Consider the following 24,252-nt stretch of genomic DNA (forward strand, 5'->3'; position numbering starts at 1 on the left):
TTTTCAACAGGACGCCGCGCGGTCCAGCAGCAGCGTGCGTTCCCGCGCGTTGCCGGTGAGCCCGGCGGCGCGTTCGAATTCGGTCTTGGCCTCGGCGGAACGGCCCAGCTTCACCAGCAGATCGCCGCGCACGCTGGGCAGCAGGTGGTAGGCCTTCAACGCCGGCTCGTCGAGCAGCCGGTCGACCAGCTCGAGCCCGGCCGCGGGCCCGGAAGCCATCGAAACGGCGACGGCGCGGTTCAGTTCGATCACCGGCGACGGCGTGATCTGGGCCAGACCTGCATACAGGGCAGCGATTCTGCCCCAGTCCGTCTCGTCCGGGGTGCGGGCGCGCGCGTGGCAGGCGGCGATCGCGGCCTGCGCCGAATACGGGCCGTACGCGCCGCCGGCCAGCTCTTCCGAGCGGGCCAGCGCGGCGAGACCACGGCGGATGAGCAGCTGGTCCCAGCGCCCGCGGTCCTGCTCCATCAGCAGCACCGGCTCGCCGTTCGGCCCGGTGCGCGCGGCCGAGCGCGACGCCTGGATCTCCAGCAGCGCGACGAGCCCGTGCACCTCCGGCTCCGCCGGCATCAGCCCGGCGAGCACCCGGCCGAGGCGCAGCGCGTCCTCGCACAGCGCCGGGCGCATCCAGTCGTCACCGCGAGTGGCGGAGTAACCCTCGTTGAAGACCAGGTAGATCACTTCCAGCACCGACGAAAGCCGCGCGACGCGTTCTTCGCCGACCGGCACCTCGAACGGGACGCATCCGTCGGCGAGCGACTTTTTCGCGCGCACAATCCGCTGCGCGATCGTCGACTCCTTGACGAGGAACGCGCGCGCTATCTCGTCCGTGGTCAGGCCGCCGAGCATCCGGAGGGTGAGGGCCACGCGGGCCTGGGTGGACAGCACGGGGTGGCAGGCCGTGAACACCAGGCGCAGCAGGTCGTCCTCGATGTGCTCCTCGTCGAGCACGGCGTCGAAGTCCGGCAGCACGCCTTCGCCGACGCGCTGTTCGCGGCCCAGCTCGTCGAGCTTGCGGCCGAGGTTCTCGTTGCGCCGGAAGTGGTCGATCGCGCGCCGCTTCGCCGTGGTCGTCAGCCAGGCGCCGGGGTTGCGCGGGACGCCGGTCTCCGGCCACTGCTCCAGGGCGGCGACCAGCGCATCCTGCGCCAGCTCCTCGGCGAGCCCGACGTCGCGCACCATCCGCGCGAGCCCCGCGATCACGCGTGCGGACTCGATCCGCCACACCGCCTCGACGGCGCCGCGCGTCCCCTGCGTTTCCACCGGCCCATCACACAGGCCCGCCCGCCCGAGGGCAACCCTCGGGCGGGCGCGCCGTCACCCGGCCCGGGTGAGCTGCGCGGCGGCGGACCGGATCAGTTCTTCGCGCTCTCCGCCCGCAGCTTCTCCTCGGCCTCACGCAGCTCGGGGGTCATGTTCTCGCCGAAGTCCTCGGCCTCGAAGATGCGCCGGATCTCGATCTCGTGGTGGGCGCCGTCGGTGTTCGGCACGCGCTTGACCCACTCGATGACCTCCTCCTTCGAGCGGACCTGCAGGATCCAGAAGCCGGCGATCAGCTCCTTGCTCTCCGCGAACGGCCCGTCGACCACCTTGGGCTCGGCCGTACCGCCGAATTTGACGCGCACGCCCTCGGCGCTGGCGGTGAGGCCCTCGCCGGCCAGCATGACCCCGGCGCGGACCAGCTCCTCGTTGAACTTGCCCATCTCCGTGAGCAACTCGGTGCTCGGGAGCTGGCCGGCTTCGCTCTCTTCACTGGCCTTCATGATCACCATGAACCGCATCGGAAGATCCTCTCTCTCGGTTGGCTTCACTGACGCGTCGATCGGCCGGCCCCTGAATCGACACGGTGGCCGAACTTTTTTCCCGGAGCCGAAACTAGCAGGTCAGACGGCTGCTTGAGGGGTGGAGCGGGCGTGGGAGAATTCCCGCTCGTGGCGCAACTCCCCGACGACCTCCGCTCGTCCCTCGACGGCGAACTGGGCCGGTTCCCCGAAGCACGGCTCGCTCAGGCGGTCGACAAACTCAGCACGCGCTACCGGCAGGGCGACGCCGCGACGTCGCCGATCCTGTCCTCGGAGATCGACGTCGCCGCGTACGCCGGCTACCGCATGCCGGCCACGTACGCAGCTGTCGCCGCGGCGTTCGGCGAAGCAGCGGCTGCCGCTCCGGGCTTCGCGCCGCGGACGCAGATCGACATCGGCGGCGGCACGGGCGCGGCGGTCTGGGCGGCGGCGCAGGTGTGGCCGTCACTTTCGAAGTGCACGGTGATCGAGCAGGTCGCCGGGGCACTCACGCTGGGCCAGAAACTCGCGTCGACGGCGGTTTCCCCTGCCGTCCGGGGCACGACCTGGCAGCGCGGGCTGGTGGACCCGGCGTCGGCCGCGCCGGAGGCCGACCTGGTGACGATGTCGTACGTCCTGGGCGAACTCCCGGAACGCGGCCGGGACGACGTCGTCCGCTGGCTGGCCGCGAAGGCCGGCACCGTGGCGCTGATCGAACCGGGCACGCCCGCGGGCTTCGCACGGATCCGCGCGGCTCGGGACGTACTGCGCGGGATGGGCCGTCGTCTGGTGGCGCCGTGCCCGCACGACGGGGAATGCCCGATCCAGCCGGGCGAGGACTGGTGCCATTTCGCCGCGCGGCTGCCGCGTTCGGGGCTGCACCGTCGGATCAAGGCGAGCACGCTGGGTTTTGAGGACGAGAAGTTCTCGTACGTTGTCGCTTCTGCTGTTCCTGCGGTTTCGGCTGGTCCTACGGTTCCGGCTGGTTCGGCTGGTGTTGCGGACCTGGCCCGCCCGGCTGCGCGAATCCTGCGCCACCCCCGCAAGCACAAGGGCTGGGTACAACTCGACCTGTGCACTGTGGACGGCCTAGCCCCCGGCGTCACAGTCTCCAAACGCCAAGGCCCCCACTACCGCGCCGCCCGCGCCGCCGAATGGGGCGACGCCTGGCACACGGAGGACTAGCCCGACAAACGAGCCGCCGAGCCCTCTCCCGACCCTGGACCCACCCCCGCCCTCCTCTGGGGGGCGTCCCATGCCCAGTCTACCGGCGAGGTCCGACGGGACCCGGGAAAAGCGGGCCTGGAGCTGGAGTTGTCCACAACGGAGGGCGGCTGTGGACAACAGCGGCGGCAGGCAACGGCGGCCGTGGACGGCGGGAACAGGGGCGGGCCACGACGGCGGTGGCGACAGGAGACGGCGGGGGCGGGAGCAGGCAACGGCGACGTCGGCGGCGGCGGGCAACGACGACGGCGGCGGCGTGGAGCGGCGGCGGCAGCAGCGGACCACGACGGCGGCGGACAGCGGCGGTGGCATGCGGTGGCGGCAGGCGGGAGCCGCAGCGACGGGCGGCGGCGGTGGACCACGACGGCGGTTGCGGCAGGCGGCGGCGATGGCGGCGGCCGTGGACAACGGCGGCGGCAAGCAACGGCGGTGGTGGTGATGGCGGTGGCGGCGGTGGTGGCGGCGGCAGGCAGTGGCGGCCGTGGACAACGGCGGCGGTGGCGGCGGCGGCAGACAAGATCGGCTGAAAATCGGCCCGCAGGCCGTGTCCGGATGACCAAAGTGGCTCCGACCAAGCCGTGAATCAGGGGATCACGGAAAGGACACCGGAGTGATGGACTTCCAGAGTCAGTGCGCGGCCATCGTCGGGCAGACCGAGTTGTTGCAGGCCACCGTTGCGGGGGCGGACCTGGGCACGATCGTTCCCTCCTGCCCGGAGTGGACGTTGGGGCAGTTGCTCAACCACGTCGGCGCCGCGCATCGGTGGGCGGAGGAGATCGTTCGCACTCGGGCGGAGCAGTTGCCGCCCGATCAGGAGCTGCGGCAGCTTGGCTCGACCCAGCGACCGGCGTCTTGGTTGCCGGACGGCGCCCGAGAGCTGGCTGACACTCTGCGCGAAGCCGGGCCCGACGCTCGGGTGGTCACACCCGTTCCTGCAGGGCCGCCCCGGGCTGCCTCCTACGCACGGCGCTTCATGAACGAGACGGCCATTCACCGGGCGGACGCGACGTTGGCCGTCGGCGCCGAGTTCACGCTGGAGCACGACGTCGCGGTGGACGCCATGGAGGAGTGGCTGGAACTCGGCTCGCTGCCTGTCATGCTCGATTACTTTCCCGAGCGACGGGCTCTGCTTGGGGACGGCCGCAGCGTCCATCTGTTGCCGACCGACGGTGGGGAGAAGAGCGAGGGCTGGACTGTCGACCTCACCGGCGAACTCCTCGCCTGGCACCACGGCGCACCCACCAAACCCGCCAAACCCGCCGAGCCCACCGAGCCCACCGAGCCCACCGAGGTCAACAAGCACCGCGAGCCCACCAACCCCACCGCAACCATCCAAGCCCCGCTCACCGACCTCCTCCTCATCATCTACGGCCGCCAGCCCGCCAAAACCGCGCACCTCACCGGCGACACCGACTTCCTCGACTTCTACCTCTCCCAAGTCAGCTTCGGCTGAACCTCGTACCCGCGACCGACCCGGCTTCGGTCCCACGCAGGAGGCAGCCGGCCGGCAAAGCAGGCACGATCGACACCATGACCACGCCCGGAGCGCCATGATCGGCCCACTCCCCTGGACCGGCCGCCGTGGGCCGCTCGTCGCCGAGGCCGTCACGCTCGGCGTGCTGGTGGTGCTCGATTCGGTCCTGACTCTCCGAGCCGGGCCGGCCGTGGGCGCACTGGCCGGAGTCGCCATGGTGTTCGTGCCCGGGCTGGCGCCGGTGGTCGCCGTGCTGGCCGTGTTGCGCCGGCGGTTTCCGGACCACACCGCGGCGGTCGCCACCGCCGTCTCGGCGCTTTCCTTGCTCGGCACGGCAATCACGGCGGTGATCGCGGCGCTGGGCGAGCGCCTGCCGCCCCAGCCGAGCACGGCCGAGGCGCTCGCCATAGCGCTGGTCGTGGGCGCGGCCTGTCACCGGCTCGCGCCCAAACCGGCGTTCGTCCAGGCCGCGCTGGGCGGGGTGGCCACCGTGACGGCGCCGATCCTCCGTTACGGGGTCGGCTCGCCCGAGGCGCTCTTCGCCGCGGCCGCCGCGCTGGCCTGGGGCGCCGCGCTGGCCGTGGGCCTGATCCTGCGTGACGCCGACGCCCGTGCCCGCTCCGAGGTCGTCGAGGTCCGCACCGCCGAACGCCTCCGGCTGGCCCGCGAGCTGCACGACCTGGTCGCCCACCAGATCACCGGCATCGTCGTGCGGGTCCAGGCCGCCCACCGCGTCACCGAACGCCAGGGCGGCGACACCACGGCGTTCGACGAGATCGAGACGGCCGGCGCGGAGGCCCTGTCGTCCATGCGACGGCTCGTCGGCACGCTTCGCACGGACGAGGAAAACCTGTTCGCGCCACCGTCCGGGCTCGCTTCGGCCGTGGACCGGGCGGTGCCCGACGACGGCAGCGTCCGCCTCGAGGTCCCCGACGGCCTCGCGGACCTCACCGCCGCGCCCGAGGTGGTCACCACCGTGCACCGGCTGATCACCGAATCGCTCACGAACGTCCGGCGGCACGCGCCGCGCGCGACCGAAGTGCGCGTGAGCGTGGGCCACGACCAGCGGAACAGCCTCACCGTCGAGGTGGTCAACGACGGCGCCGCCCGCCCCGCGCGCCCCGGCGGCTACGGGCTGATCGGCATGTCCGAACGGGTCAGCGCGGTCGGCGGTACGGTTCAGGCCGGGCCGGAGGCCGGGCACCGCTGGCGCGTGGCCGCGCGGCTCCCGCTCGGACCCGCATGACCCCGTCTCCGAGGAGCCCCCAGTGCCGGTTCGCGTCCTGATCGCCGACGACCAGGCGATGGTCCGGACCGGCTTCCGGCTGATCCTGGAGGGCGAGCCGGACATCGAGGTGGTCGGCGAGGCCGCCGACGGCCAGGACGCCGTGCGCCTGGCCCGCGAGCTGCGCCCGGACGTCACGCTGATGGACATCCGGATGCCCGGCATCGACGGGCTTCAGGCCACGAAGCTGCTGGCCGGGCCGGATGTCGCGGACCCGATGCACGTGGTCATGGTGACCACGTTCGGCTTGGACGAGAACGTGCACGCGGCCCTTCGCGCCGGCGCGTGCGGCTTCCTCCTGAAGGACGCCGGCGCGACGCTGCTCATCGAAGCCGTGCACGCCGCTTCACACGGCGAAGCGCTGGTGTCGCCCGCCATCACAACGCGGCTGCTGTCCCACTTCGTCGGCAGCGCCCCGCGTCAACAGTCCGAACCGGACAGTCCGCTGACGCAGCGCGAAGTGGACGTCGTCAAGGCCGTCGCGCGCGGTCAGACAAACGCCGAGATCTGCGAATCGCTGGTGGTCTCCCTGTCAACGGTCAAAACGCACCTCGCCGCGGCCCAGCGCAAGCTCCGGGCGCGCAACCGCACCGAGATGGCCATCTGGGCTTGGGAAAGCGGCCTCGTCCGCTGACTCCGGCCCGGTTTCGCGCGCCCGCGCCACTTTCACCACCACGGTCCCGGCGACGAGGTCGCCCATCCGCTGGCGCCGGGGAGTGAACAGCATCAGCCCGATTCCTGCCAGGCCCCAGGCGAACCCGTCCACCAGCATGAGCACCGTCCGGATCACGAACGCCCGCAACGGGGGCTGCTCGCCCTCCAGCGTGACGATGCGCAGGCGCAGCAAACGCATCGCCGGGGTCTGCCCGTGGTGGCGGTGCGGCCACCAGATCGCGAAGAACCAGAGGCCGGCGAAGTCCAGCACCATCGCCGTGATCGCGACAACCGTGACGAACGGGACCAGCGCGGCCGGCCCCGCCGGGCGGAACAGCAGCACCACCAGCGTCGCGAGCACCAGCAGCGGGACGGCGACGATCAGCTGGTCCAGCACGTATTGGACGATCCGCCGGCCCACCACGCCGAGCCCGCGGCCCTCAGAAGGCCGGGAAGTGGTCATGACCCCATCATCACCGCTGCCGCCGCCGGGCGCGCGCCGGTCCTCGTTCTCAGGGCTGATGGGGCAACGGAAGTTCGTCCTTCGGGCCGATAATCCGCGCCCGCCCGCCCACGAGACTCGGGACCCGATCCGACGGACGAAAGGAACTCCGGTGCGAACTTCCAGAGCAGGACTGGTCGCGGTCACCGCGGCCGTGATGGCGGCCGCGCTGCCCGCCGCGGCGTCCGCGGCCGGTGACCCGCCGGCGCCCTACACCGGCCAGCAGGTCACCTGGGGCACTTGCGCGTTCAAGCCCGCGAACGGCGCGAAACCCGCCCAGTGCGCGGAAATCACCGTCCCGCGGGACTGGGCCAACCCGACGGCGGGCGTCGACCTGAAGGTGTCGATCAGCCGGGTCGCGGCCAGCGGCGAGCGGCAGGGCTCGCTGCTGGTGAACCCCGGCGGCCCCGGCGGGCAGGGCACCTCGCTCGCGGGCGCGCTGGCCGGGCTGGAGCCGTCGGTCAACCAGTTGTACGACCTGATCGGCATGGACCCGCGCGGCACCGGCCAGGAAGGCAGCGCTGACAAGGGTTTCGTGTGCAACGTGCCCAACGGGCGGCTGCCGCAGGGACCCCTGGACGCGCGCGACCGCTCAGCGTCCAGCATCGCGAACCACCAGCAGACGGCGCGCGCCATCGCCGAGTCCTGCCAGAGCGACGCGCTCGCGCCGTACATCACCACCTGGCAGACCACGCACGACATGGACCTGATCCGCACGCTGCTGGGCGACAAGCAGCTGAACTACCTCGGCTACTCCTACGGCACCTGGCTCGGCGCGAAGTACGCGTCGATGTTCCCCGAGCACGCGGGCAAGGTCGTGCTCGACTCCAGCATGAACTTCCAGGGCCGGCTGCAGGCCGACTTCGAGGCGTTCCCGGTGATCGACCAGCGCCAGTTCGACGACGTCTACCTGCCCTGGCTGTCCCGGCAGTTCCCGGCGCAGCTGGGCAAGACCCCCGCCGAGGTCAAGCAGACCTGGGAGCGGATTCGCGCCTACTACAAGACAAAGGGCCTGGCGGCGGACAGCTTCGACCACCTCTTCATCGGCAACGGCAGCCGGATCCAGTGGCTGCTCGGCGTGCTGGTGCTGACGAAGGGCGCGGCCGCGCTCAACGGCACCGCGGCCACACCTCCGGCCACGCTGGCGGACCCACTGGACACGCAGTCCCGGACGACGTTCGGCGTCCCGGCCGCCGATCTGACGGTGGCGAAGGTCGTCGCCGGCACGCCCGCGCCGGACTACTCGCAGGTGGGCGGAACCCGCTTCGCCGTGGCGTGCGGTGACCAGCCGACGCGCTCGTCGAGCTGGTACAAGCACCTCAGCGACCAGCAGGGCCCGGTGGACCCGCTGTACGGCTGGTCCTACGGCATCACCGAGCCGTGCGGCTTCTGGTCCGACGCGCCGCAGCACGAGCTGCCCGGCCTGCCGGCCCAGGTCCGGTCGAATGTCCTGGTGGTGCAAGGGGAATTCGACCCGCAGACCGGGTACGAGCAGGCGAAGGCGGGCGCGCGCTCGGCCGGGGTTCCGCTGGTGTCGGTGGACAATTCGCCGTTCCACGGGCAGTACGCGCTCAGCGGCAACCCGTGTGTCGACGGCTTGGTGAACACCTTCCTCACCAAGAACTCCCGCCCGGACAGCACCACCTGCCCCGGCGTCCCGCTGCCCGCGGAGAACCAGGTGTACCCGGTGCCCGGACCCGTCGACGGCTCGTCGCACGGCCTCGTCACGCAGTTGCAGGACACGCTTTCCACGCTGCGGCAAGACGTTCAGGACGTGGTCAGCAAGCTCAACGAACAGCGTTGACAGGGGCCGCGCTGCTCGACAGCACCTACACCCCGGACTACGCGACGGGGCCGCGGTATTGACAGACCTACCGCACGGTCGGCGGCAAGCTCGTCAGCACGGGCTGCACCACGCCGTCGACCTCGCCGACGCCCGCGCCGGCGGTCCCCGTCACCGGGGTGTGCCCGGCGCCGTAGGCCCGGTCAGTCCCACCGGATCGGCAGGCTCTTCAGGCCGTTCTGGAAGTTCGATCGCAGCCGGACGGGGTCCGCGGCCAGGCGGACCTCGCCCAGCTGGTCGAGCACGGCGGTGAACAGCGCCCGCATCTGGACGCGCGCCAGCTGCGCGCCGAGGCAGAAATGCGGCCCGTGGCCGAAAGTCAGGTGATCGCCGGGGGCGCGCGTGACGTCGAAGGCGTCCGGGTCGGCGAACACCGTCTCGTCGCGGTTCGCCGCGGAGAACCAGACCACCACCTTGTCCCCGGCCTTGATGTCCACATCGGACAGACGGGTGCCGGTGAGCGCGGTGCGGCGGAAGTGCATCACCGGCGTCCACCAGCGCAGCATCTCCTCGACGGCGCCCGGCAGCAGCGAGCGGTCCGCTCGCAACGCGCGGTACTGCTCCGGGTGCGAAAGCAGCGCGAACATCCCGCCAGGCAGGCCGTTGCGCAGGGTTTCGTTGCCTGCCACGGAAAACAGCCAGAACAGGTTCTCGAACTCGTCGATCGAGACGCGGCCGCCCTCGTCGTCGACGTGGCGCATCAGGTTGCTCATCACGTCGTCACCCGGGTGGGCGCGCTTGTGCTCGCCGAGGGCGTTCGCGTACGCGTAGAGATCCGGCATCCCCGCGCGCGTGCGCGGGTCCGGCATCGCGCCGTCCGGCCCGGGCGACGGGCGCACGGCGAGCGCGGCGCGGGCCAGGTCCGTGACCTCCTCGGACCGCACGGTCGCGCTCACCGCGTACTCGGGGTCCTGGTGGCCGATCACGCGGTTGCTCCAGTCGAACATCAGCCGGCGGTCGCGCTCGGGCACGCCGAACACCTCGGCCAGCGTGAGCAACGGCAGGTCGGCGGCGATGTCCTTCGCGAAGTCGCACTCGCCGCGGTCCGCGACGGCGGCGACCAGCCCGTGTGCCCAGCCCTCGATCCGCTCGGTCAGCCTGCCGATCGCGCGCGGGGTGAACGCCTTGGTCAGCAGCCCGCGCAGGCGGCCGTGGTCCGGCGCGTCCATGTTCAGCATCATCCGGCGCACGTACCGCAGGTCTTCGGCGGTGGCCGGGTCCCGGATCTGCGTTCCGCCCAGCTGTGAGGAGAAGGTCTGCGGGTTACGCAGCACGTGCCGGACGTCGGCGTGGCGCAGCACCGCCCAGAAGTCGCCGATCCTGGTCACCGGCGTTTCCCGGCGCAGCTGGGCGAGCAGTTCGTACGGCACACCCGAGACGTACGTGTCCGGGTCGGCGATCGCGGCACTCGACACACTTCGACCCTAGCTCGTCAGGTACTTGCTCCGGGTAGCTGCGGGGGCCGCCTCAGTGCAGCGGATGACGCTTTCCCTGCGCTCACCGTGGGGAAAGCGTCATCCGCTGCCTCCGGCAGCCGCGAAACCCAGCCTTTCCGGACCCGACCTAGCCGCCGAAGGCCGGGTTCGGGCAGGATCCGACTGGTGGACAAGCTGAAGCTCCGTACCGGCGGATCCGGCGAACCGCCCGTGCTGCTGCTCCACGGCCTCGGCGCCACCGGCGCGGTCTGGGACCGGCTCGGGGAGCTGCTGCGGCGTCGTCTGCTGGTCCCCGACCTGCCGGGCCACGGCGGGTCGGCGCCGCTGCCGGGGTACTCGTTCGAGGCGCTGGCGGCCGGGGTCGCCGAGGGCCTGGACGAGGCCGGTCCCGTGGTCGTCGCCGGGCATTCGCTCGGTGGCGTCGTCGCGCTGGAGCTGGCGAACGGGCGGTACGGGCTCGACGTCGCCGGAGTGCTCGCGCTCGGGGTGAAGGTCGAGTGGAGCGCCGAAGAGCTGGCGAAAGCCGCGGCGATGGCGGCGCGCCCGCCGCGGGTGTTCGAAACCAGGGCGGACGCCGAGGTCGCGTACCTCAAAGTCGCGGGCCTGACCGGACTTGCGCCCGCCGACCCCGGCGGCGTCACCGAGGCCGACGGCTGGCGGCTGGCACTGGACCAGGCCGCGTTCGGCGTCGGCGCGCCCGATCTGCCCCGGCTGCTGGCCGGCGCCCGCTGCCCGGTGATCCTCGCCGCGGGCGCGGACGACCCGATGTCCCGGCCGGAGCAGCTGCGCGCGCTGGCCGCCGATTCCGTCACCCTGCCCGGCCTCGGCCACAACGCCCACGTCGAGGACCCTGCCGCCCTGCTCACGCTGCTGGAACGGCTCTCCCCGAGCGAAGACTGAGCGGGCGCTTAGGATGGGGCGCGTGAAAACGGACCCCGCAAGCCTCGGCATGGCCCAGCTGCTCCAGCTGGAACGACTCGAGGAGAACCTGTTCCGCGGCTCGTGCCACCAGGGCTCGCCGCAGCGGGCGTTCGGCGGCCAGGTCGCGGCGCAGGCGCTCACCGCGGCCGGCGCGACGGTGCCGGCCGAGCGCGGCGTCCACTCGCTGCACGGCTACTTCATCCGCGGCGGCCGCACGGACATGCCGATCATCTACGAGGTCGAGCGCACCCGTGACGGCGGCTCGTTCACCACCCGGCGCGTGGTGGCGATCCAGAACGGCGAGAGCATCTTCAGCCTGTCCGCCTCCTTCCAGAAGGCGGCCGAGAGCAGCGAGCACCAGGCGCGCATGCCGGAAGTGCCCGCCCCGGACGAGATCGCCACGATCGAGACCGAGGAGGAGCCGATCGTGCTGTCCGCGATCGAGGCCCGCTTCATCTCCGATCCGCGCCAGGGGCTGCCGGACGTCGGGCGCGGCCCGCGCCAGCGCATGTGGGTGCGAGCGAAGGACTCCCTGCCGGACACCCCGCTGGCGCACGTTTGCGCGCTCACCTACATCTCCGACATCCGGCTGGCCGGCACGGCCTGGCTCCCGCACCGCGACGACCCGGGCACGCCGCAGCTGGCGTCGCTGGACCACGCGGTGTGGTTCCACCGCCCGTTCCGCGCGGACGAGTGGCTGCTGTTCGACATGGAGAGCCCCAGCTACGCGAGCACCCGCGGCCTGGCGCACGGCGAGTTCTTCACCACCGACGGCCGGCTCGTCGCGTCCGTGACGCAGGAAGTCCTGATCCGGCACCGAATCTGAGCCGTCCGTCCACAGAGGACTTCAGTTGCCGAGGCGCACCCGCGGCGCCGGAGACGGTGCGAGCTCCGGGGTCTTGGGCGCCGTGCTGGCGAGGACCCGCGAAACCTTCAGCGTCTCGACGCCCGCGAGAACGGTGTTGGCCAGCCCCAGCACGAGGTAAACGCCGGCCGGCAGAGAGAACGTGAACGGCCGGACGCCGGACGCCCCCGTGAGCAGCGAAACGTGGCAGACCACGAAAACCACCCAGGACGCCGCCGAGAGCACGGCCATCAGGAAGAGCACCGCGCGCAGGAACCGGGTGCGACGCCAGCGCAGCCGTCCCGTTTTCACCAGATCGGGCTGGCTGACCATGACCAGGCCGCAGACGTACCCGCAGAACCCGCCCGCGGCACCGGCGCCGGCGACCAGCGCCGTGGTCGTCTGGTACGCCACCGGAATCCGGTAGGCGGCCAGGATCGCGGCCACGCAGACCAGCAGCCCGAGCGGCAGGTGCGGCCAGCCGAGCCAGGGCAGTTTGCGCTCCATGCGCAGGATCGTCGGCAGGTCGATATCTCGGTACGACCCGGAGTCGGGCAGGGGCATCGCGCCGTTCCTGTTCTTCCGGTTCTTCCGGTGACCGGCGCAGCCTAGGCCAGTGGCGCGCGGGCCGCAAAAACCAGTGACCGTGAAGCGAAGCGGTGGGCGAATACCCGGGCGCGGGAGGTGGCCGCCGTCACCCTCGCCCGCTGGACCACGGGACCGGCCGAGGCCCTGATCAGCCGCTTGATCGCCGCGGGGCCACCGGCGCCGTTTTCTGTCGGTGGTGCTGGATAGGCTCCGGGGTATGAACACCGAAGAAACCACCGTGGCCGCCGAGGAGCTCACGCGGGGCCAGTGGTTCTGGCACGAGCCGGCGCCGGGCCTGAAGTCCTGGCAGCTGCAGGTCGCCGAAGCGGAGCTGACCGCCGACGCCGTCCGCATCATCACCACCGACGACGTCCGCGAGCTGGTCTCCTACCGGCGCACCCGCCGCGTCCGCCTCGCCATGGCCTCCTGACCGCTTTTCCTTACCCGGCTTGGGGAGCCGGATCACTACGACAAAGCGCCTCGGACCGCGATCGCGGTCCGAGGCGCTGGGGGATCTGGGGAAGATTTCCGGTGAGCGGTCACCCGGCGACGGGCCGGCGGCGGTCTGCGGACGGTTCGGTGCTGAACTGGGGCTGGGCGGCGAGGTTCTGCACGGTCCGGGACCGCCGGGCCAGGATGATCATGACTGCCGGGATGAGGACGTCGTAGGCGAGGACGCCACCGACGTTGCCCGGTGCGTTGTCACCGTTGGCGATCCACTGGTACAGGTGGCCGATCGTGGCGCCCCAGAGGAACAACCCGGCACTGATGCCGGCCGTCATCCGCTCGCGGTAGGAGCCCGAAGCGGCCCGCAGGCCCAGGAACGCCAAGCCGAGGTTGGCGAAGGCGATCTCGAACGCGAACGGGGTGCGGGTGAAGCCGATCGCTTCCGCCATGACGTCCGGGATGGTCAGGAACGAAACAGTCATCCACAGGCTGCCGCAGCCGAGTGCGGCGATGGCCCACCACCGCTGCCAGGTTTCCAGCCGGGCGGCGCGGTCCTGGACGCCGCGGGTGCGCACCAGCGCTCCGACGCAGGCGATGACCAGCCAGATGAGAGGGACGGCGGCTTGGGCGAGGTAGCTCGTTGTGCTCATGGGATCGAGTCTTGTATGGTTAATATTAACTCGTCAACACTGAGGTAGGCTGACGTCGTGGACGATGGACTTTCAGATCTGCTGCACCGGGTGGTCTCCCTGATCGGCGACGCCGCCCGCCGGCACTCCGGGCAGGACGCCGAACTCACGTACAGCCAGCTGAGGCTGCTAGGCGCGCTCGAGGACGTCGAGCCGGCCACCCAGCACCGGCTCGCCCAATCGCTGGGGGTCTCCGACCCGGCGATCAGCCGGGCGCTGCGGCCGCTCGAGCAGGAGGGGCTGGTCCGGATCACCCAGGACCCGCTGCATGCGCGGCGGCGGCTCGTCGAGCTGACCGCCACCGGGCGGGAGGCCTACCACGCCAACGGAAAGCCGCTCGCCGAAGCGTTTCGGGTCGCGTTGCTGAAGCAGGGTTTCCCGTACGACCGGTACCTGGCCGACACCGCCCGGCTGGCCGAAATCCTCGAATCCGACTAGCGGCCGCGTTCGCCGCTCACAGGTCCCGGTCGCCGATCATCGACCGCAGTTTCGTCAGCGCGCGGTACTGCGAAATCCGCACGTTCCCCGGCGAAATGCCGAGCGCGACCGCCGTCTCGGCCGAGGACAGGCCCACCACGATCCGCATCACCAGGATCTCCTGCTGCAATCGCGGCAGGACCGACATCAAGCGGCCCAATTGGGCACCGAGGTCCTCGTGCAACGCGTGTGCCTCCGGTTCGTTGAAGACCAGCGGGCGGTCCGGCAGCTCCGGCACCGGGTTCGACCTGTCCCGCGCCACCGCGCGGAACGCGTCGGCCACCTTGTTCGCGGCGATCGCCCGCACCAGGTAGAGGAACGAGCCCCCGCGATCCTGGTACGAAGGCAGCACCTTCAGCACCGCCAGGCACACTTCCTGCGCGACGTCGTCGGCCGACAGGTAGGACAGGTCCCGCCCGCCGATCCGCGCGCGGCAGTACCGCACCACCGTCGGTTTGATCAAGCGCAGCAACGCTTGCACGGCCTCCGGGTCGCCCGTGCGGGCCGCGGTCACGGCGGCCGTGAGATCCCGGTCCAGCGCCTCGGGGCGCGAGGCGGACCCCAGCGCGACGTAGCCGTCGACCGCCCCGTCCGACCCACGAAGCACTAGGGCCGGCGCGCTGCTGACGATTTCCATACTCACTCCCCGACGATTTCCGCCACTGATGAACCGGTAATCGGTGCGCACCGCGGCGCCGTAACACAAACAATGCCGGTGTCACGTTTCTGTCCATTAACCGACGAGTTCACCCGCCGGGAAAGCACCGAGAATGGGAACACACAGGTGCTGATTCACCTACGGGCCGAGGGGAAATCACGTTGGCGGGCGACAGCGGGTGGCGCACTATGCAGGACGGCACACGGGTCAAGTTGCCCCGTAAAGGCGGCACGGTCGCCGTTGTGGCCGCGCTGGCCATCGCGGGCGGTGGCGCCGGGATCGGCACGCTGGGCGGCGCCGGGGCCGGAGCCGGAGCGGACGCACTCGCCGGAAACACCGCGGGCGACGTCGTCGACTCGCTGCCCGGCCGTTCGCTCAAGACGCGCAAGGCCGAAGCGCGGAAGTCGGCGAAGCAGGGGAAGACCGACGAGGCGCTGGGCCGCTTCAAGCTCAAACGGCTCAAGAAGCAGGCCGAGCACGAATTCGACTGCCTCGCGGCGTCGGACGGGAAAGTGCGGGAGTTCCTGGCGCGCACGCCGTGCACCTCGCTGGACCGGATGCTGCTGGCGGTCGGCGACGGGCACGGTGACGCGGCCGTGATCTCGGTCGTGCGAGTGGGGTTCCGCAGCGCGAAACAGGCGACGGCGTTCGAGAAGGTCGAGCGGGTCCAAGGCAGCGGAGACGTGCGGCCGCTTGAGATCGCCGCCGTGCTGGGGCTGACCGGGGTCCGCATCAGCGGCCACCATTACCAATCGCGCCAAGACAAGAGCGGGATGATCGTCGCCGAGACCGAGGCTGCGACCGGCCACGTCGACAACGCCACACTGGACGCACTCGCCGACGTCGCCGTGTACTTCTTGTGATGTCTCAGCCCCGTCAGATAAAGAGAGAGCCGACAAGGGGGCTCGAACCCCTGACCTGCAGTTTACAAGACTGCTGCTCTACCAGCTGAGCTATGTCGGCCTGCGCCGCGAGGCGCGGGGCGAAGTATATCGACCCCCGCGCGCCCGGCCGCGTCAGGAGCGTCGGCTGCCGCGTCAGAACGGCGAAAACAGCGCGCCCGGAGCCCCTGCGGCACGATCGTCGCAGAACGTGGTGGACGCCACTTCCGGATCCGTGCAACGGTCGGGGCCGGACTGCCGATGGTCCTGGCGGACACGACGAGGAGGTGGGATCGATCATGAAGATCAACGAGCACGCCGACCAGGGGGCTCACCGCAGACGATGGCCGATCCTGGAGCCTCCGCACCCCCGCTCCAGCCAGCGCCATCGGCCGAATCTGCTGCGCCGCCGCGCGTGGCACATCCTGGAGGCGCCGACCGCCGAACAGCCCGTCGTCGACGTCGGGGAAACGCTCGGCCCGCAGCCGCCGGACGACGCGACCGTCAACTTCGTCCTCGACCTCGCCCTCCGCATCGGCGAGGTGCAGATGGCCAGCGGCGCCGGCGCGTCCGACGTCACCGCCACGATCCTCGCGCTCACCTCCGCGCTCGGGCTGCCGCACTGCGAGGTCGACGTCATCTTCACGTCGATCACCGTCACCTGCCACCGCGGCACCGACCTCGCCCCCGTCACGGCGCTGCGCGTGGTGCGCTCCCGCAGCCTCGACTACACGCGGCTGACCGAGGCCGAAATCCTGGTCCGCAAGATCGTCCGCGGCAACATGGGCGCGGAGGAGGCGCACACCGAGCTGCAGCGCGTCACCTCCGCACCGCACCCGTACCCGCGCTGGGTCGCGACCGTCGCCTGGGGCGGGCTGGCCGCGTTCATCACGCTGCTGCTCGGCGGCGGGCCGGACATCGCCGCGGTGGCGTTCGTGATCTCCTCGGTGATCGACCGGCTCGGTCGCTACCTCAACCGCTTCAACCTCCCGTTCTTCTTCCAGCAGGTGGTCGGCGGCCTGGTCGCGACGCTGTCCGCGATGGTGATCGTGAACAGCGGGATCCTCACCACGGACAAACCGACACTGGTCGTCGCCGCGGCGGTCACCGTGCTGCTCTCCGGGCTTTCCACCGTCTCGGCGGTGCAGGACGCGATCACCGGCTACTACGTCACGGCCGCCGGCCGCACCATGGAAACGGCGCTGATGAGTGCCGGGCTGATCGCCGGCGTCGTGCTGGCGCTGAAGATCGCGGTGTTCTTCAAGCTGCCCAGCACTCCGCTGCCGGAAGTCAGCAACTCGACCCTGCAGCAGCTGCCGGTCGTAGTGCTCGGCGGCGCCGGCGCGGCCGCCTGCTTCGCGTTCGCCTCGTATTCGACGCTGCGCGCGCTGCTCGTCGGCGCGGCCGCCGGGGCCATCGGCGCGTTCGTCTACGGCGGGCTGGTGCTCCTGCACTTCCAGGCCGTGAGCGCTTCGGCCATCGCGGCGACGCTCGTCGGCTTCTGCGGCGGCGTGCTCTCGCGGCGGCTCCGGGTTACGCCGCTCGTCGTAGCCGTGTCCGGGATCACTCCGCTACTCCCCGGCCTTTCCACCTATCGTGGTCTATACCAATTGGGGGTCGAGCCGGGCGGCAACATCTCCACCCTGATGACGGCCGTCGCCGTCGGGCTGGCGCTCGCCGCCGGTGTTGTCCTGGGCGAATACCTCGCGCAGCCGGTCCGGACGGGGCTCGGCCGGCTGGAGCGGAAGCTGGCCGGACCGCGGATGGCCGGGCCGATGGAGCCGTCGGACCGGCGTTTGGAGTAATCGGTTGGTCACTGTCCGGTCATCCCGTGCGCGATAGGGTTCGGCTGGGGCCGCGACCCGAGGAGAACGAGGGAGCAGCTGTAGTGACCGAAGCGATTGCAGAGCAGAAGAGCACCCCGTCGGCCGATTTCGTCGTGGTGGCCAACCGGCTGCCGGTCGACCTGGAACGCACTTCGGAGGGCGGCCAGCGCTGGACGGCCAGCCCCGGCGGGCTGGTGTCCGCGCTGGAGCCGTTCCTGAGATCGCGCAAGGGCGCGTGGGTCGGCTGGCCCGGCGTGCCCGATGTGGACGTCGACGAGTTCGACGACGACGGGCTGGTGCTGCACCCGGTCTCGCTCTCCTCGGCGGAGGTCCGGGACTACTACGAAGGCTTCTCCAACGCCACGCTCTGGCCGCTCTACCACGATGTGGTCGAGAGCCCGGTGTTCGACCGGGCCTGGTGGGACAGCTACGTGAAGGTGAACCGCCGCTTCGCCGAGGCGAGCGCGGAGGTCGCCGCCACCGGCGCCACCGTGTGGATCCAGGACTACCAGCTGCAGCTGGTCCCCACGATGCTGCGCGAGCTGCGGCCCGACCTGCGCATCGGCTTCTTCCTGCACATCCCGTTCCCGCCGGTGGAGCTGTTCATGCAGCTGCCGTGGCGCGCCGAGATCGTGCGCGGCCTGATCGGCGCGGACCTGATCGGCTTCCACCGTCCGGGCGGCGCGCAGAACTTCCTCTGGCTGGCCCGCCAGCTGGTCGGCCTCGAGCCGACCCGCGGCGCCGTCGGCGTCCGGTCCCGGCCCGGCATGGTGCAGGTCGGCGACCGCACCGTGCGCGTCGGCGCGTTCCCGATCTCCATCGATGCCGCGGGCCTGGACAGCCTGGCGCGCACGAAGGGCGTGATCGAGCGCGCCAAGGAGATCCGCCGCGACCTCGGCAACCCGAAAACTGTGATGCTCGGCGTTGACCGCCTCGACTACACCAAGGGCATCGACCTGCGCCTGCAGGCGATGCACGAGCTGCTGCACGAGGAGCGGCTGCGGCCGGAGGACGTCGCGTTCGTGCAGCTGGCCACCCCGAGCCGCGAGCGCGTGGAGCACTACCAGCGGATGCGCGGCGAGATCGAGCAGATGGTCGGCCGGATCAACGGCGAGTTCGCCCGCGTGGGTCACCCGGTCGTGCACTACCTGCACCAATCGGTCGACCGCACCGAGCTGGCCGCGTTCTTCTCCGCCGCGGACGTCATGGTGGTGACTCCGCTGCGCGACGGGATGAACCTCGTCTGCAAGGAGTACGTGGCCTGCCGCCACGATCTCGGCGGCGCGCTGGTGCTCAGCGAGTTCGCCGGCGCGGCGTCCGAACTGACCAGTGCGTTCCTGGTCAATCCCCATGATCTGGACGGGGTGAAGAACGCGTTGGAGGCTGCCATTACGCTCGACCCCGCCGAGGGCCGACGCAGGATGCGCGCCATGCGTCGCCAGGTCCTCACCCACGACGTCGACCGGTGGGCGCGCTCGTTCCTGCAGGCGCTGGGTGCGGAGCCGGTCGACTGACCCTCCCCCCGTACCGCGCTGGACCTCCTTAGGAGGAGTGTTGACCGCCGAGGCGTTGCCTGCGGAGTTACGGCGCACGATCGTGCAGATCGCCCGTACCCCGCGCCTGCTGGTCGCCTGCGACTACGACGGCACATTGGCTCCGATCACCGCGAACCCGGACGAAGCCCGGCCGCTGCCCGAGTCGGTCGGGGCGCTCAGATCGCTGGCCGGCCTGCACGAGACGACGACCGCGGTCATCTCGGGCCGGGCGCTGCGCGACCTGGCGACATTGTCGCGGCTGCCGTCCGAGGTGAACCTCGTCGGCAGCCACGGGTCCGAGTTCGACATCGGCTTCATCCACGCCCTCGACGACGAGGCCCGCGCGTTGCACCGCCGGCTCGAGTCGGAGCTCGAGACGCTGGTGCTCGACGTGCCGGGTGTGTCGCTCGAGGTGAAGCCCGCGAGCATCGCGGTGCACGTCCGCCGGGCCGAGCACGAGGCCGGCCGCCGGGTGCTCGCCGACGTGCACGACGGCCCGTGCACCTGGCCGGGCGTGTCCACCACCGACGGCAAGGAGGTGGTGGAGCTCGCGGTCGTCCAGACGGACAAGGGCAACGCGCTCGACACCCTCCGCCACCAGGTCGGCGCGACCGCCGCGATCTTCCTCGGCGACGACGTGACCGACGAGAAGGCGTTCGCCCGGCTGTCCGGGCCCGACCTCGGCATCAAGGTGGGCGACGGCGAGACGCTGGCCGGCTACCGCGTGCCGGACACGGTCGACGTCGCGCTCGTGCTCGCGTTTGTGCTGGAAGAGCGGCGGAACTGGCTCTACGGCGAGTCGGCGCCGCCGATCGAGCGGCTTTCGATGCTGGCCAACGAGCGCTCGGTCGCGCTCGTCACGCCGGACGCGAAGCTGACCTGGCTCTGCCACCCGGGCCCGGACGCCCCCGCGGTGTTCGCCGACCTGCTCGGCGGGCCGGGGGCCGGGGTCTTCTCGATCAAGCCGCACCGCAACGGCCTGCCGCTGGGCCAGCGCTACCTGCCGAACACGATGACGGTGGAGACGCGCTGGTCGCGCCTGCTCGTCACGGACTACCTGGAGCCGGAAAGCCCTTCGCACCGCACGGACATCGTGCGCGTGATCTCGGGCGAGGCGGCGGCGCAGGTGGTCTTCGCGCCGCGGCCGGAGTTCGGCGGTGTGCCGGTGAAGCTGGTTTCGGAGGGCGAGGGCCTGCGGGTGCTGGGCACGTCGGAGCCGTTCGTGCTCCGTGCGCCGGGCGTCGAGTGGACCATCACCTCCGACGGCCTGCACGACACCGCGACCGCGCTGGTCCAGCCGAAGCCCGACAACCCGGTGGTGCTGGAACTCCGTTGCGGCACCACGGACCTGGCCGCCCACGAACTGTCCGAAATGGACCGACGGGACCGCGCGGGCCGCTACTGGAGCGACTGGGCGGCCAAGCTGAAGCTGCCGACGGTGCAGACCGACCTGGTCCGGCGCTCCGCGCTGACCCTGCGCGGCCTGGTCAACACCGACTCCGGCGGCGTGCTGGCGGCCGCGACCTCCTCGCTGCCGGAGGAGATCGGCGGCGTCCGCAACTGGGACTACCGCTACTGCTGGGTCCGTGACGCCGCGATGACCGTGCGCGAGCTGGTGCACCTCGGCTCCACCGAGGAGGCCGAGGGCTACCTGAAGTGGCTGCACGGCGTGCTGTCCACTTTGGCCGGTCCGGAGCGGCTGCACCCGCTGTACACCTTGTCCGGCAGCGTGATCGGCGCCGAGGCGGTGATCGAGTCGCTGCCCGGGTACGCCGGCTCTCGGCCGGTCCGCGTCGGCAACCTGGCCAACCACCAGGTGCAGCTGGACGTGTTCGGCCCAGTGGTCGAGCTCGTCGCCACGCTGGCCGAGGTCCGCGGCGAGCTGCGTGACGAGGACTGGCAGATGGTGCGCGCGATGGCCGAGGCCGTCACGCGGCGCTGGAACGAGCCGGACCACGGCATCTGGGAGGAGCGGCACGTGCCGCGCCACCGGGTGTACTCGCGGGTGATGTGCTGGGTGACGATCGACCGCGCGGTGAAGCTCGGCAACGAGTACGGCCGCGACGTGCCGGGGGCCTGGCCCGAGCTGCGCGACCGGATCAAGGCCGACGTGCTGGAGCACGGCTGGAACGACGAGGTCCAGGCGTTCACCACCGCCTACGACGGCACGGACCTCGACGCGGCGTCGCTGTTCGTCGGACTCACCGGCCTGATCGACCCGGCCGACGAGCGCTTCCAGTCCACGGTGACGGCGATCGAGGCCGAGCTGCGCAGCGGCTCGACCGTGTACCGCTACCGCCGCGACGACGGCCTGCCCGGCGGCGAGGGCGGCTTCCACATCTGCGCGGCCTGGCTGATCGAGGCGTACCTGCACACCGGCCGCCGCAACGAGGCCGAGGAGCTGTTCAGCCAGATCGTCAGCTCGGCCGGCCCCACCGGCCTGCTGCCGGAGCAGTTCGACCCGATCGCGGAGCGCTCGCTGGGCAACCACCCGCAGGCGTACTCGCACCTCGGGTTGATCCGCTGCGCGAACCTGCTGGCGGAGAAGGGCTGACGCCGTTTTCCACTTCGAGGGGCCCGTTCCGCCGGTTGGCGGTACGGGCCCTTCGCCGTTAGCACAGCCCGGTGACATGGCCGACGAGCGGTGAGCCGCTCACGTCATGGTCGCTTAAGCTGGGATTCACGGGCATCTGCACGTTCGTTTCGTCTCGGTTCGGAGGTGGGCGGTGAAGCAGTACTACGGCCAGCAGGCCGAGGGGTACGCGCCGCTGCCGCCGCTGTTCGCCGCCCGGGTCCGCGGAGGATCGCTGGTCACGGGGGTCGCGCTGGCCGTCGGCACGATTCTCGTGCTGGCGCTGACGGTGTTCGTGAACGGTCCTTTGCACGGGCACGCGCTGCCGGACGCCTTCGTCGGACGGGTCGCCCTGCTGCTGCCGGCGCTGTCCGTGCTGGCCACTGCCGCGGTGGTGCTGAGTGCCCGCCGCTGCCTGCTGGGCGACTACCTCGTCGTCCCCCGCGCCCGGTTCACCCGCACCCTGCTGCGCGCCTGTTTCACGGCGCTGGTCGTGACCTGCCTGCTGGCCCTCACCGCGTCGGCGCTGGTGGACCTCTGGCACGACCACAACCGCCTCGGCGCCAGCGACCTGCTGGCCACCTGCGCGAACTTCGCGCTGGGCGTGCTCGGTTACGGTGCGGGCCTGTTCTACGTCCGCCCCTCGGTCGCGACGCTGCAACGCTTCAGCGATCACCCGATCTGGTAATCCTGGGCGAAACATCCCCGGTGTCGCGATTCCGACGAAAGCAGGAACGCCCGTGAACGCTCCGGGCCGCTGCGGGCGATACGGGGTATGCAGGTGATCCACGAGGGTCGAGAGCCGGCCGGGCCGGACTCGTCCGACCGGCCCGACCTGGGCGTTCCCGATCCGGGGCCGGTGTTCGGGCAGCTCTTCGACGCGCACGCGCGGTCGATGCACCGTTATCTCGCACGGCGGATCGGCGACGAGTCGGCCCACGACCTCGTCGGGGAGACGTTCCTGGTCGCGTTGCGGCGGCGCGACTCGTACCGGCCCGAGCTGGGCACGGCCCGGTCGTGGCTGTACGGCATCGCGACGAACCTGCTGCGCCACCACGTCCGGAGCGAGACCCGGGCACTGCGGGCGACCGCGCGGCTCGCGCGGGTCGGCGATCGCACCACCGCCGGGCACGACGGCCGCGTCGCGGAGCAGGTCGACGCCCAGACGCGCGCCGCGCAACTGGCGGGGGCGCTGGCCAAGCTCAGCGTGGCCGACCGCGACACGCTGCTGCTCGTCGCGTGGGCCGGGCTCGAACCGTCGGAGGTCGCCGAAGCGCTCGGCGTGCCACCCGGCACGATCCGCTCCCAGCTGCACCGGCTGAGGCGGTGGCTGCGCGCGAACGCGGCCGAAACGACGAAAAACGAGGAGGCGATCGACCTGTGAGCGACGACGAAAACATCCGGCACCTGTGGTCCGAAGCCGAACTCGACGACGCGTTCGCCGCGCTGCACCCCCACGTCCGGACCGACGACAGCGAACTCGACCGTGCCCGTGCGACCCTGCTGCGCGCCGCGGCCGACGCGAGCACCGATAGCGGCGAACCGGCTTCCCGGCCGTCGAAGAAGCGCGCGGGCTCCTGGCGCTGGATCGCCGTGGCCGCCGCGGTCGCCGTGCTGACCGGCGGAGTGGTCGTGGTGAGCAACCTGCCCGGCAAATCAGCGGAGGTCCGGCCCGCGAGCACCCCGACGTCGGACAACCGGCCCGTCGGGGGCCAGTACACCCGCGTCACCAACGACTACACGGTGCTCGAATGGGTCAATCACCGCAGCGTGTTCGCCGTGCGGGAGCGCCTCGAGGTGTGGATCCCGCCCGACCCGGGTCAGGTCTGGAAACGCCGGTGGACGCGGACCGATCAGGTGACGATCCTCAGCGGGATGCCGGCCGACCAGGCGGCGCTGCCCAGCCCCGCGTCGGAGGTCCAGACCGCGGTGGGCGGCGAGTTCACCGAGGCGGTTCCCGGTTCCGTCGGCTGGACCGCCGCCCCCCAGGGCTGGCATCAGCCGAGCGCGGGGTTCGTCGCCGGGCTGCCCGCGAATCCGGGGCCGCTGCTGGCGCAGATCAACCAGGACGCCAAGGACCACCCGTTCCCCGGCTGCCCGGTCCCCTTGTTCCAGCCGATCACCATCGATGCGCCGGCCTCCATCTCGTCCATGTCGAACAGCGCCTCCCCACCGAACACGTCGGACACGTCGAACCAGCCCATCCCGCCGGCCGGCGAGTTCCCGATCGAGGCGCCGACCGGCGCCACGACCACGCTCAATCCGCCCCCGGCGGGGTCCAGCTCCGAGAGATCGGCCGGGCTTGCCCTGTCGGTGCTCACCAGCGGCCTGGCCTCACGGCCGCTGCGCATGGCGCTGGTCGCGACCCTGACGCAGCTGCCCGGGGTGAAGACCTCCCGCACGGGCGGGAACCTGAACCTCGCCCTTTCCGCCGGCGACCACGAGCTGATCATCAACATCGACGTGGAGACGTCCACGGTGCTGCGCGCTTCGACCGTCGCGACGAAGAACGTCAGCGGCCTCTCCGCCGGGCGGGCCATCAGCACTTCGGCCTACCGCTACGACATCACCGACGACGCCGGGAACTGAGCCGCCGGGATCCGGCAATCGGACCC

At 71.3% G+C, this 24,252-nt stretch carries 24 protein-coding genes and 1 tRNA gene; 17 read left to right on the forward strand and 8 right to left on the reverse strand.

The genetic code is table 11. The features are described 5' to 3' along the window. Nucleotides 1–3 precede the first annotated feature (3 nt). Nucleotides 4–1,182: an RNA polymerase sigma factor gene (locus OG371_RS11640; RefSeq protein WP_442876154.1), complete on the reverse strand. Its 1,179-nt coding sequence runs from the start codon at nucleotides 1,180–1,182 to the stop codon at nucleotides 4–6. Nucleotides 1,183–1,355: 173 nt separating this feature from the next. After that, nucleotides 1,356–1,781, reverse strand: a complete 426-nt coding sequence (locus tag OG371_RS11645; RefSeq protein WP_329068414.1) for a YciI family protein — start codon at nucleotides 1,779–1,781, stop codon at nucleotides 1,356–1,358. 132 nt (nucleotides 1,782–1,913) lie between these two features. Between OG371_RS11645 and OG371_RS11650 the strand changes: the two genes are divergently transcribed. The 5 genes from OG371_RS11650 (at nucleotide 1,914) to OG371_RS11670 (ending at nucleotide 6,398) form a co-directional block, all read left to right on the forward strand. Beyond that, on the forward strand, nucleotides 1,914–2,966 hold the full coding sequence (locus OG371_RS11650; protein WP_329068416.1) for a small ribosomal subunit Rsm22 family protein: 1,053 nt from the start codon (nucleotides 1,914–1,916) through the stop codon (nucleotides 2,964–2,966). Between the two features lie 151 nt (nucleotides 2,967–3,117). Continuing rightward, nucleotides 3,118–3,444, forward strand: a complete 327-nt coding sequence (locus OG371_RS11655) for a hypothetical protein (protein ID WP_329068418.1) — start codon at nucleotides 3,118–3,120, stop codon at nucleotides 3,442–3,444. A gap of 174 nt (nucleotides 3,445–3,618) precedes the next feature. Beyond that, nucleotides 3,619–4,458 carry a maleylpyruvate isomerase family mycothiol-dependent enzyme gene (locus OG371_RS11660; protein ID WP_329073011.1) on the forward strand — a complete coding sequence of 280 codons (840 nt, stop codon included), beginning with the start codon at nucleotides 3,619–3,621 and terminating at the stop codon, nucleotides 4,456–4,458. A gap of 97 nt (nucleotides 4,459–4,555) precedes the next feature. Next, nucleotides 4,556–5,725, forward strand: a complete 1,170-nt coding sequence (locus OG371_RS11665; RefSeq protein ID WP_329068421.1) for a sensor histidine kinase — start codon at nucleotides 4,556–4,558, stop codon at nucleotides 5,723–5,725. A 22-nt stretch (nucleotides 5,726–5,747) separates the two neighbouring features. Continuing rightward, nucleotides 5,748–6,398 (forward strand): response regulator transcription factor, encoded by a 651-nt coding sequence (locus OG371_RS11670; RefSeq protein WP_329068423.1) that lies wholly within the window; start codon nucleotides 5,748–5,750, stop codon nucleotides 6,396–6,398. On the opposite strand, the gene OG371_RS11675 is transcribed toward OG371_RS11670, so the two are convergent. After that, nucleotides 6,297–6,881, reverse strand: coding sequence for an RDD family protein (locus OG371_RS11675; protein ID WP_329068425.1), 585 nt, complete (start codon nucleotides 6,879–6,881; stop codon nucleotides 6,297–6,299). The two genes, OG371_RS11670 and OG371_RS11675, sit on opposite strands and share 102 nt — an antisense overlap. Before the next feature lie 151 nt (nucleotides 6,882–7,032). Here OG371_RS11675 and OG371_RS11680 point away from each other — a divergent pair, with 151 nt between their 5' ends. Next, nucleotides 7,033–8,724, forward strand: a complete 1,692-nt coding sequence (locus tag OG371_RS11680; RefSeq protein WP_329068427.1) for an alpha/beta fold hydrolase — start codon at nucleotides 7,033–7,035, stop codon at nucleotides 8,722–8,724. 182 nt (nucleotides 8,725–8,906) lie between these two features. On the opposite strand, the gene OG371_RS11685 is transcribed toward OG371_RS11680, so the two are convergent. Continuing rightward, on the reverse strand, nucleotides 8,907–10,178 hold the full coding sequence (locus OG371_RS11685; RefSeq protein WP_329068429.1) for a cytochrome P450: 1,272 nt from the start codon (nucleotides 10,176–10,178) through the stop codon (nucleotides 8,907–8,909). A 186-nt stretch (nucleotides 10,179–10,364) separates the two neighbouring features. On the opposite strand from OG371_RS11685, the gene OG371_RS11690 reads away from it, so the two are divergent. Together OG371_RS11690 and OG371_RS11695 are read left to right on the forward strand one after the other, a co-directional pair. Next, nucleotides 10,365–11,099, forward strand: a complete 735-nt coding sequence (locus OG371_RS11690; protein WP_329068431.1) for an alpha/beta fold hydrolase — start codon at nucleotides 10,365–10,367, stop codon at nucleotides 11,097–11,099. Between the two features lie 13 nt (nucleotides 11,100–11,112). Further along, the gene (locus OG371_RS11695; protein ID WP_442876102.1) at nucleotides 11,113–11,946 is read left to right on the forward strand and encodes an acyl-CoA thioesterase; all 834 of its coding nucleotides are present in this window, start codon (nucleotides 11,113–11,115) and stop codon (nucleotides 11,944–11,946) included. A 21-nt stretch (nucleotides 11,947–11,967) separates the two neighbouring features. Here OG371_RS11695 and OG371_RS11700 read toward each other — a convergent pair whose 3' ends face one another. Continuing rightward, nucleotides 11,968–12,528: a hypothetical protein gene (locus OG371_RS11700; protein ID WP_329068435.1), complete on the reverse strand. Its 561-nt coding sequence runs from the start codon at nucleotides 12,526–12,528 to the stop codon at nucleotides 11,968–11,970. Between the two features lie 241 nt (nucleotides 12,529–12,769). On the opposite strand from OG371_RS11700, the gene OG371_RS11705 reads away from it, so the two are divergent. Beyond that, nucleotides 12,770–12,982 (forward strand): hypothetical protein, encoded by a 213-nt coding sequence (locus OG371_RS11705; protein WP_091617206.1) that lies wholly within the window; start codon nucleotides 12,770–12,772, stop codon nucleotides 12,980–12,982. A 109-nt stretch (nucleotides 12,983–13,091) separates the two neighbouring features. Here OG371_RS11705 and OG371_RS11710 read toward each other — a convergent pair whose 3' ends face one another. Next, nucleotides 13,092–13,649 (reverse strand): DUF6790 family protein, encoded by a 558-nt coding sequence (locus tag OG371_RS11710; protein ID WP_329068438.1) that lies wholly within the window; start codon nucleotides 13,647–13,649, stop codon nucleotides 13,092–13,094. A 57-nt stretch (nucleotides 13,650–13,706) separates the two neighbouring features. Here OG371_RS11710 and OG371_RS11715 point away from each other — a divergent pair, with 57 nt between their 5' ends. Beyond that, a complete protein-coding gene (locus OG371_RS11715) occupies nucleotides 13,707–14,126 on the forward strand; it encodes a MarR family winged helix-turn-helix transcriptional regulator (protein WP_329068440.1) in 420 nt (139 codons plus the stop codon). 16 nt (nucleotides 14,127–14,142) lie between these two features. Here OG371_RS11715 and shbA read toward each other — a convergent pair whose 3' ends face one another. Further along, a complete protein-coding gene (gene shbA, locus OG371_RS11720) occupies nucleotides 14,143–14,802 on the reverse strand; it encodes an RNA polymerase sigma factor ShbA (RefSeq protein ID WP_329068443.1) in 660 nt (219 codons plus the stop codon). A gap of 209 nt (nucleotides 14,803–15,011) precedes the next feature. Between shbA and OG371_RS11725 the strand changes: the two genes are divergently transcribed. Beyond that, entirely contained in the window at nucleotides 15,012–15,686 is a 675-nt protein-coding gene (locus OG371_RS11725) for a hypothetical protein (protein WP_329068445.1), read from the forward strand. 27 nt (nucleotides 15,687–15,713) lie between these two features. Here OG371_RS11725 and OG371_RS11730 read toward each other — a convergent pair. After that, a tRNA-Thr gene (locus OG371_RS11730) sits at nucleotides 15,714–15,786 on the reverse strand. Between the two features lie 217 nt (nucleotides 15,787–16,003). On the opposite strand from OG371_RS11730, the gene OG371_RS11735 reads away from it, so the two are divergent. The 6 genes from OG371_RS11735 to OG371_RS11760 all read left to right on the forward strand — a co-directional run bounded on the left by OG371_RS11735 (nucleotide 16,004) and on the right by OG371_RS11760 (nucleotide 24,226). Next, nucleotides 16,004–17,509: a threonine/serine ThrE exporter family protein gene (locus OG371_RS11735; RefSeq protein ID WP_329068447.1), complete on the forward strand. Its 1,506-nt coding sequence runs from the start codon at nucleotides 16,004–16,006 to the stop codon at nucleotides 17,507–17,509. Nucleotides 17,510–17,592: 83 nt separating this feature from the next. Then, nucleotides 17,593–19,044, forward strand: a complete 1,452-nt coding sequence (locus OG371_RS11740) for an alpha,alpha-trehalose-phosphate synthase (UDP-forming) (RefSeq protein WP_329068449.1) — start codon at nucleotides 17,593–17,595, stop codon at nucleotides 19,042–19,044. Nucleotides 19,045–19,084: 40 nt separating this feature from the next. Further along, nucleotides 19,085–21,619, forward strand: a complete 2,535-nt coding sequence (gene otsB / locus OG371_RS11745) for a trehalose-phosphatase (RefSeq protein ID WP_329068451.1) — start codon at nucleotides 19,085–19,087, stop codon at nucleotides 21,617–21,619. A gap of 172 nt (nucleotides 21,620–21,791) precedes the next feature. Next, the gene (locus OG371_RS11750) at nucleotides 21,792–22,325 is read left to right on the forward strand and encodes a hypothetical protein (RefSeq protein WP_329068453.1); all 534 of its coding nucleotides are present in this window, start codon (nucleotides 21,792–21,794) and stop codon (nucleotides 22,323–22,325) included. Nucleotides 22,326–22,412: 87 nt separating this feature from the next. After that, entirely contained in the window at nucleotides 22,413–23,021 is a 609-nt protein-coding gene (locus OG371_RS11755) for an RNA polymerase sigma factor (protein ID WP_329068455.1), read from the forward strand. Beyond that, complete coding sequence (locus tag OG371_RS11760) at nucleotides 23,018–24,226, forward strand: hypothetical protein (RefSeq protein WP_329068457.1); 1,209 nt, start codon at nucleotides 23,018–23,020, stop codon at nucleotides 24,224–24,226. Before OG371_RS11755 ends, OG371_RS11760 begins: the two co-directional genes overlap by 4 nt. The last annotated feature ends 26 nt before the right edge of the window (nucleotides 24,227–24,252 follow it).

The organism is Amycolatopsis sp. NBC_01480 (assembly GCF_036227205.1).
Taxonomy (GTDB): Bacteria; Actinomycetota; Actinomycetes; order Mycobacteriales; family Pseudonocardiaceae; genus Amycolatopsis.

Bases quoted from the DNA above. Each gene is read 5' to 3' on its own strand.
- OG371_RS11640 (WP_442876154.1), bottom strand. From the start codon at position 1,182: ATGGTGCGCGACGTCGGGCTCGCCGAGGAGCTGGCGCAGGATGCGCTG.
- OG371_RS11645 (WP_329068414.1), bottom strand. From the start codon at position 1,781: ATGCGGTTCATGGTGATCATGAAGGCCAGTGAAGAGAGCGAAGCCGGC.
- OG371_RS11660 (WP_329073011.1), top strand. From the start codon at position 3,619: ATGGACTTCCAGAGTCAGTGCGCGGCCATCGTCGGGCAGACCGAGTTG.
- OG371_RS11665 (WP_329068421.1), top strand. From the start codon at position 4,556: ATGATCGGCCCACTCCCCTGGACCGGCCGCCGTGGGCCGCTCGTCGCC.
- OG371_RS11675 (WP_329068425.1), bottom strand. From the start codon at position 6,881: ATGACCACTTCCCGGCCTTCTGAGGGCCGCGGGCTCGGCGTGGTGGGC.
- OG371_RS11695 (WP_442876102.1), top strand. From the start codon at position 11,113: ATGGGGCGCGTGAAAACGGACCCCGCAAGCCTCGGCATGGCCCAGCTG.
- OG371_RS11700 (WP_329068435.1), bottom strand. From the start codon at position 12,528: ATGCCCCTGCCCGACTCCGGGTCGTACCGAGATATCGACCTGCCGACG.
- OG371_RS11705 (WP_091617206.1), top strand. From the start codon at position 12,770: ATGAACACCGAAGAAACCACCGTGGCCGCCGAGGAGCTCACGCGGGGC.
- OG371_RS11710 (WP_329068438.1), bottom strand. From the start codon at position 13,649: ATGAGCACAACGAGCTACCTCGCCCAAGCCGCCGTCCCTCTCATCTGG.
- shbA (WP_329068443.1), bottom strand. From the start codon at position 14,802: ATGGAAATCGTCAGCAGCGCGCCGGCCCTAGTGCTTCGTGGGTCGGAC.
- OG371_RS11725 (WP_329068445.1), top strand. From the start codon at position 15,012: ATGCAGGACGGCACACGGGTCAAGTTGCCCCGTAAAGGCGGCACGGTC.
- OG371_RS11735 (WP_329068447.1), top strand. From the start codon at position 16,004: ATGAAGATCAACGAGCACGCCGACCAGGGGGCTCACCGCAGACGATGG.
- OG371_RS11755 (WP_329068455.1), top strand. From the start codon at position 22,413: ATGCAGGTGATCCACGAGGGTCGAGAGCCGGCCGGGCCGGACTCGTCC.